At 62.3% G+C, this 7,423-nt stretch carries 4 protein-coding genes; all 4 read right to left on the reverse strand.

Annotation, left to right across the window (positions count from 1 at the left end; all coding sequences use genetic code 11):
* Positions 1-63: 63 nt before the first annotated feature.
* Positions 64-2,253 carry an acyltransferase family protein gene (locus tag CSQ99_RS10290; protein ID WP_245908843.1) on the reverse strand — a complete coding sequence of 730 codons (2,190 nt, stop codon included), beginning with the start codon at positions 2,251-2,253 and terminating at the stop codon, positions 64-66.
* Positions 2,254-2,500: 247 nt separating this feature from the next.
* Positions 2,501-3,769: a glycosyltransferase gene (locus tag CSQ99_RS10295; RefSeq protein WP_099038936.1), complete on the reverse strand. Its 1,269-nt coding sequence runs from the start codon at positions 3,767-3,769 to the stop codon at positions 2,501-2,503.
* A gap of 214 nt (positions 3,770-3,983) precedes the next feature.
* On the reverse strand, positions 3,984-5,060 hold the full coding sequence (locus CSQ99_RS10300; protein ID WP_099038937.1) for an NAD-dependent epimerase/dehydratase family protein: 1,077 nt from the start codon (positions 5,058-5,060) through the stop codon (positions 3,984-3,986).
* Positions 5,061-5,187: 127 nt separating this feature from the next.
* Positions 5,188-6,165 (reverse strand): sulfotransferase family protein, encoded by a 978-nt coding sequence (locus CSQ99_RS10305; protein ID WP_425437804.1) that lies wholly within the window; start codon positions 6,163-6,165, stop codon positions 5,188-5,190.
* Between the last annotated feature and the right edge of the window lie 1,258 nt (positions 6,166-7,423).

Genomic DNA, 7,423 nt, shown 5'->3' on the forward strand with positions numbered 1-7,423 from the left:
GGTCATTCTTTGCTGTGGTGAGCGACTAAGCGTTGGTTCCGGCTGTCTGTCGAGCAGTCTGTACTAGCTGGCAGGCGAGCTTCGGGCCAACGCGCGGTCGGCCAGCGCACCGATTACCGGTGCCAGGAGCCGAGCGTATTGGAACGACAGATGGTTGGCGTCCTGGAACACGACCGTGTTGCCCACTATGGCTGGGCAGCGGTCGGCTGTGCAGAACAGGTCGGTGACATCGACGTACTCCCCGCCGCCTCGAGTGACGGCGGCCGCCTCAGCCGCGATGCCGGCTTCGTTGACCGCCTTTGCCCTCGTCGGCGAGCATGCCAGTGTGTCATCGAGGTGGCCGGACAGGCACACCGGCACCTCGGTGTGCGGATCAGGAACCGGCCCGAGCACGAGCACCTCTGAACCAAGACCACGCAGCTCATGTACGAGGTCAGTCAGGCTGTCGTTCCAGGTCGGGTCGTATGACGTGACACCCGCTGGAAAGTCGTAGCGCTCGCCGTATTTTCGCCACAGGCCGAGGACGATGAGCTGTGGGCGTTCGGCGCGCAACCGGTCGATGATCAGATCACGCCACTGCTTGCACTCGGTGTACTCCCGGCGAAGGAAGGGGTTGATGATCGCCAGGTCGAGCATCGGGCAGCCACCCTTGGTCAGCGTCTCGACCCGCCAGGGCCGATCCTCCGTCAGCTGCTGAAACGTCGGGATCCACATCGCGGCATTCGAGTCGCCGACCAAGGCGACCTCGGTCGGCGAGGCCGTGTCGCCAGTCACGCACTCGGGCTGGTCGACGTCGAAGAAGTTGCGCAGGCAGCCCTTGAAGTAAGTGAGTGGGCTTTCATTGTCCGCGTCGGTAAGGGATGGGTTGAGGTTCGACGGTACGGCCGTCCGATCGGCAGAAGCTGAAACCGCGGCCTGCACCTGCGCAAACGCTTGCTGTACCGCCGCGTCGTACGGGCCAGGGTTCGGACCCGTGGGTGGAGGCGTCGCAGCGACCGCCAGCGGTGGGGCAGCCGGGCCGCGGCCCAACGGGATGGGCACCAACAACAGGCACACCACGCTCACACAGACCGCGACAGCGGTGGCGGCGCCGCCGACCGCGAGACTGCGGGCGGGCGAGCGTCGCAGGGAATCAGCGAGCCGGATTGGGTTCTCTATCAGGCGCAGCGTGACCACGGCTAGAACGCCGGAGATGACGACTGTCACCAGCCTTTCCACCAAACCAAGGGAGTGGCCCAGCAACGGTGCAGCGAGCACCAGCACCGGCCAGTGCCAGAGATACCACGAGTACGACGCTCGGCCGATCGCGCGCATCGGCGGCAGCGACAGAATGCGCCCGACGCCCCCCGCAGGTGCAGCACAACCCGCGCCTATCACCAGCACCGTGCCAAGCACGGGAAGCAGTGCGGCGGTACCGGGGAAGGGTGTGGTCGCGCTCAACACGGTGCAGGCCACGAGGATCAGGGCCAGACCTCCCCATGCCGCAATTGCGACAATCGGTGCCGGTAGTCGGCGCCAATGGGCGGCCGTGAGCCCCACCAGGCCCCCGACAGCCAACTCCCAGGCCCGGGTGGGCAGCGAAAAAAACGCCACCGAAGGCAACAGGGCAGTGGCCGCCAGCGACAGCGCAAACGATACGACCCCGACCAGAACGAGGACTACGAGGTACGGGCGCACCGACGCCGTGGCGTTGGCCTCGGTGCGCTGCCGACGGACCCGCCGGATGAGCCAAGCTGTCACGATGATCATGGCCGGCCACACCAGGTAAAACTGCTCCTCGACGCCTAGTGACCAGTAGTGCAGGAACGGCGACGGCGGCGTGTAGGCAAGGTGATAGTCCACGCCTTGTAGAGCGAAAAGGTAGTTGCCGACGTACAGCGCGTTGGCAATGCCGTCAATGAGGACGTTTTTGACTTGCAACGGGGGCAATAGCACAAATGAGGCGATCGCCGTAACCACACCTACCGCGGCCGACGCCGGCAGCAGCCGCCGGGCCCGCGCCCCGTAGAACCGGCGCAACCGAACGGTGCCGGAAGTACTCACCTCGCGCCAGAGCAATCCGGTGATGAGGAAGCCTGAGATGACGAAGAACACGTCCACCCCGACGTACCCGCCACCAATGCCGGGCACACCAGCATGAAAGAGGACAACGGCCAACACCGCGACGGCACGCAGGCCCTCGATATCCTCACGGAATCCCGCCTTTGTCGCTGAGCGAGCCACGCCGGAGGAGCCGCCGCTTTCCTTCGGCAATTTAGTTTGCTCAGTCAATTCCGGTTCGTCTCTTTCGTGATCCCGCAGCCTGGTCGTCTTCGCGAGGCCGTCGATTGGGGGCGACGTCGCATGCCGCGGCGTTCGGAGAATACCGTCTGGTCGGCGAACAAGACATCGTTCGGCGGCTCGACAGCGACGCGGTTCGCTTCGTCAGCTGAATCAACACACGCCGAGGCAAATGTGCCAAGCCGATCGAGCCGGGCTTGCCGCCGGCCGCCCCGGTAGATCAGGCAACACGCCTCGAGCTGACAAATTGCTCTGCGAGATCTGCGGCTTTGCCGGCGCTTTCAGCGGGCGTGGTCATCTGAGTGGCGATCTGGCGGGCGCGGCATGCGTAGTCCGGGGTGAGGATCCGGCGCAGGTCTGCGACCAGCGATTTCTGCGTGGTGGACGAAAAGCGCCGGGCAGTGCCGACCTTCAGACGTTTGATTTGAGCTCCCCACATCGTCTGATTGACGTCCATCGAGAGAATCAGTGTCGGAACTCCGGCACGCAGGCTTGCCGCCGTTGTGCCCGATCCGCCGTGGTGGACCACCGCGCGGCAAGCCGAAAAGACCGATGCGTAGTTCACTGCGCCAACCACCTTGATGTGGTCGGGACATGGCACGTCGCTGAAGTCGCTCCAACCGGCGCACACTAATCCGCGTTCGCCTAGTTCGGTGCAGGCCGTGCTGATCATTTCGACGGTGTCGACCGGTGATTCCACCGGCATGCTGCCAAAGCCGAAGCAAATCGGCGATGAGCCCGAGGCAGCCCAGGACATGACGTCGTCATCGGCATCCGTCGTCAACTCCATTGTGAGCGCGCCGACAAAAGGCCGCTCACCGTTCCATTTCGCCCATTCGGCCGCCAAGCCGGGGAAGGCGGCCTCGTCATACGCCTGGATCTCCAGAGATCCACGGTCGGCGATCCGGCGTGGCGATGGAACAGTTGCCTTCGGTAGTCCTAGTTCGCGGCGCTGAACGTCCTCTGCCTTCTTGTTTAGACGCCAGGACAGCCAGTCGAAGGCGGTCATGGCGGAGCGGGCCAACCGCGGCGGGAGGATCGGCACGAGTTGGCCGTTGGGCCGCATCGGGACGTGATGCAGCGTGGCCAACGGAATGCCGTAGAACTCCGCGACGTTTGCAGCAGGCTCTTGATAACTCTGTCCGGCGAACACCAAGTCGGCGCCTTCCGCCAACGATGTCAGCGTCGTGTTCATCTGCACCCAGCACTCATCACTGCTCGCCCACATCTCACGCCACAAACGGCGCAGATGCTGAACCCTCCAGAAAGAGCTGAAGAAAGTCGTCCAGAAATTGCGGTACACGTCGAGCCACGCCTGCGTATCCAGCCCGTAAGGGACCGCCGCCAGGCCGGCCTCCTCGGCGAAGCCAACCAGGTCGGGTGGAACCGCCATCCGCACCTCGTGCCCCCTGCGAAGCAATTCGCGCCCGACAACGACGGAAGGCTCTATGTCGCCGCGCGTTCCGTAGCAGGCCAGCACGAATTTCATCTCGAAGATCAGCCTCTCACGATGTCGTGGCGCATAAGGGGCCTGGGTGGCACCCGTCACCCAGTTCGGGACGGCAATGCGAGGGAGGATGGTGAGCGATCGTCATTCTTTGGCCCCAGCGCACCGATGTATCTTAACTTCAGCGATCTCTGCGGCCGCCGCGATGTCGTGTGCTCGCCTCGCCCAGCATGCTCTGCTGCGTGGCCGAGCACGTTTATTGGGCTTGCGGCGAAGGCAACGCGGGCTGCTGCTCGCCAATCCATTCAAGAAGTGCAAGCAGACCCTCATCGAGCGCATGTCTCGGCCGCCAGCCAAGCTCGTCCTCGGCCGGCTCGATGAGGCAACTCGCGGCGCGGACGTCACCGTCGCGGAATTTCGGCACGACGACCGGTTCGGGGGCGTCACAGATCGTGGCGATCCTCGTAGCCAGCTCATGAATCGTCGTGGCGCTCCCTGACCCGACGTCGAGACAGCGCAGCCCAGTCGCGGGCTGCTGTACTGTCGCGAACAGGGCGCCGACGACATCATTGATGTAGACGAAATCGCGGACGATTCGACCGTCTTCATAGACTTGTAACGGCTGTCGTTCGCGCGCTAAGCGGGCGAAGAGAGCGACTATTCCTGTGTACGAATTTGTCAGCGACTGGCCCGGACCGTAGACATTCTGGAGACGCAGCACACTGAGATTGGTGTCATGCGCGGTCGTCCAAGCGGCCAGAATGTGCTCCTGGGCCAGCTTGGTCGCGGCGTAGACGTTTGTCGGCCGGGGTTCCGTCCGGCTTGCGCAGCTTGGGAGCGGCACCGCTTCCTTATCGGTGGGCCCCTGGGGATCCCAGATGCCAGCCGCGAGTTGCGCATGGCTGCGGGGCCGCGGATAAAAGATGTCGGTGCCGCATTGCCACGCGCCCTCGCCGTAGACCGCCCTCGACGACGCCACGACAAGCTGGTCGGGCACGATCTCTGAGCGACCCAGGGCGTCAAGAAGCTGAGTGGTGCCCACCACGTTGACCGAGCCATGGCGAGTCGCCTGCGAAAGCGACTGTGCCGTACCCGTTTCGGCCGCCAAGTGAACGATCTGGGAAGGTTGGACCAACCGAAGCACCGCATCGCAGTCGGGCGCATGAGTGACGTCTCCGGTGAACAAGCGAACGGATGGCGGCAACTCGACCGCCCGGCCCGGTGCGTGCACCTGCGGGTGCAGGACGTCCATTACGGCGACGTCATAGCCTGCCTCTACGAGACGGCGGGAGAGCGCAGATCCGATAAATCCTGCCCCACCAGTGATGAGCACGGATGTTGACAAGAGCCAATGCCTCCGGTTCGTCTACAGCGAATGCTGAAGGGTGGCACATCTCGCCGCGAATGGGATCCACATCGAGGATATAGGCGGACCCAAGGGCGTCCGAATTCCATATACTTTAGGCCCACGGCCCCTTGCGCCGATGAGCCAACGCGACGACAGCATGTATCGGCTTGCTGATAGAAGGCCTCAACACCCACCGCGCCAGGCTGTTGGTTATGGTGCGGAACTCTTCCTGAGCTGTTCGGAAGTCATGCTCCATCGCTCGGTAGGCTTCGAGAACGGCGTCCAACTCAGCGGCGTCCCACGGCTCGTCCCGCGCGGCCGCGTGCAACTCGTCGTAGACTGCAGACATCCACTTTGTGCCGAACCGTTCCCTTATGGGGCCGCAGTCTCTGTTGTTCTGAAGGTCTGGCGTTAGGAACTCATCGATAGCGCTGACATCCTGGTTGCTGAGGTCGATGTTGAGGGCTTTAGAAACTCGGTTTACCTCTTGACGCCAGTCCTTGAGGAGGTTGCTGTACTCGACGAACACGCGTGGCACACGGCGTGTATGCTTCTCCGCTAGCAAATTATATTTGAGCCACAGGGCGCTTGACAGCTCCGGCGAGATTCGAACGTACTTCGCGCACGAGGGGATAACCTCCTGCGGGTTGCGCACCGCAATCAGTGTCCCAACGTCAAATCCGGCCAACCGTGCCGCCTCGAACCACACGTCGGTCATGACTGTCATCCTCATGTCCTTGACCAACAGAATCGGCGCGGGCGGCAGCTTTTCTAGATAGGCTCTGACGTCAGCGATGCAAGCGGCCTTCTCGGCGGCGTCCCACGCACCTTCCTCCTCCAAGCGGAGCGTCGGGTCGAACCAGTTGCTGCGATGGCGCCGCAAAATTGTTTCGTTGAGCAAGACAGCTGTGCGCGGCTCCCAATAGCCGCGCGGATTGTGCCCGTCGGCGCCCATCATCCCTGTCGGAAGGGTGACGCCGCAAAGGGACAGGACCCGGGTTAGCGCCGATGTGCCGGACCGACCCATCCCAAGCACGAAAAGAATCACCGGCCGCGACGCGGCGTACGACTGCCCGCCCTCGCCGGTCATGCGCGCAACTCGGCGGTAGGCTCAGCGTACTTACTGCGCACGAGCGCAATAGTCTGGCGACGCGTCGACCGCAGGATGCGCCCTCCGTCCAGTAGTTCTTGATGTACCTCAAGGGGTCGAGGGGCCGCATTTAACCCTTTCATGTTCATAATCGAATACTAGATTGCGGCCCCTGAGACTGTCAGTCCGAATGGCCTGAGCTTTGGGCGCTACTTTCACCGGCGCTCGCTGCACCCTCAGATCCCCGCGTCAACGCTCAGTCCGCGGGTTCACGTTGTCGCATGTGTCTGCCACCGAAAGCCGGCCTTGGCTCACCCATCGGCTCCGGCATATACGGTGAACGGATTCCCGTTTTCCCTGCTGGCGAGTTACTGGTGCTGCATGTGAATTCACCAAAGGCCCATGACCTTTTGGGGCGCCGCTCAACCAACGTCGCCGGCGACGCCAGAAGATGTATACGGGGTCGGCGATCGCGTCTGGTGTAGCCGAGAACGCGGGGAATGTAAGCGTAGGCGTCGCGCGGCGGATGTAGAGCGGACGAACTTCCATCGTCTGTGGAAAGCATTTCTCATGGGCATAGCGCTGGCCTTGGCTGCGGCATGTTACCCTGTTCCAGGCGTTTGTCGCGGTCGTTCTACTTATGCTTTTCCTCCTTTACGGCCGCTTTGCTTATCGGGATCGGGACTGCCTCATTCCGCACTCATATGTATGTCCAGAGATATCAGAAATTATGACGACCAGTATCGAGCATTCATTGGCCGTACGCTTTCGGATCTCCGGCGGTGCAAAATTCCAGGCCACACACCTTGTGTGTAGCATCGCGCATGCCTCGGCAGCGCGACGAGAAGCCAGGCGAGCTCGTCCTAGGCCGGGGTGTCTGGAACGGATGGTCGACCAGGTTTGGTTCTGAAGCCTGCGAACGCAAGGTATATGGCTTCGATACTTTCGAAGGCCTCGTTGATGACTGGCAAATCGAGGACGCGGTTTTCAAACAAGGAAAATCTTCATTGTCAGAATCCCTTTGCACAACTTCTCATTCGTTTCCCATTCGTGACACCGCCGTTCCGATCCACGACGCTGTACCAGCGGCCTAACCGCGACGTGCAATTCATCAAGGGCGCCACCTATGACGGCTCTTCGATTTTAATGGGGCAGTTGTGATTTCGCTCTCGTAGGGCGTGTCGCTGCATGGGGAGGCCCTTGGTCTTCCGAAGTCTGAAAGTTGCGAAGCATTCAGGCTGACGAAGGGAACCAAGGG

The organism is Mycobacterium neglectum (assembly GCF_002591975.1).
Lineage (GTDB): Bacteria > Actinomycetota > Actinomycetes > Mycobacteriales > Mycobacteriaceae > Mycobacterium > Mycobacterium neglectum.

Coding starts and splice junctions, on each gene's coding strand:
- CSQ99_RS10295 (WP_099038936.1), bottom strand. CDS start 3,769: ATGAAATTCGTGCTGGCCTGCTACGGAACGCGCGGCGACATAGAGCCT.
- CSQ99_RS10305 (WP_425437804.1), bottom strand. CDS start 6,165: ATGACCGGCGAGGGCGGGCAGTCGTACGCCGCGTCGCGGCCGGTGATT.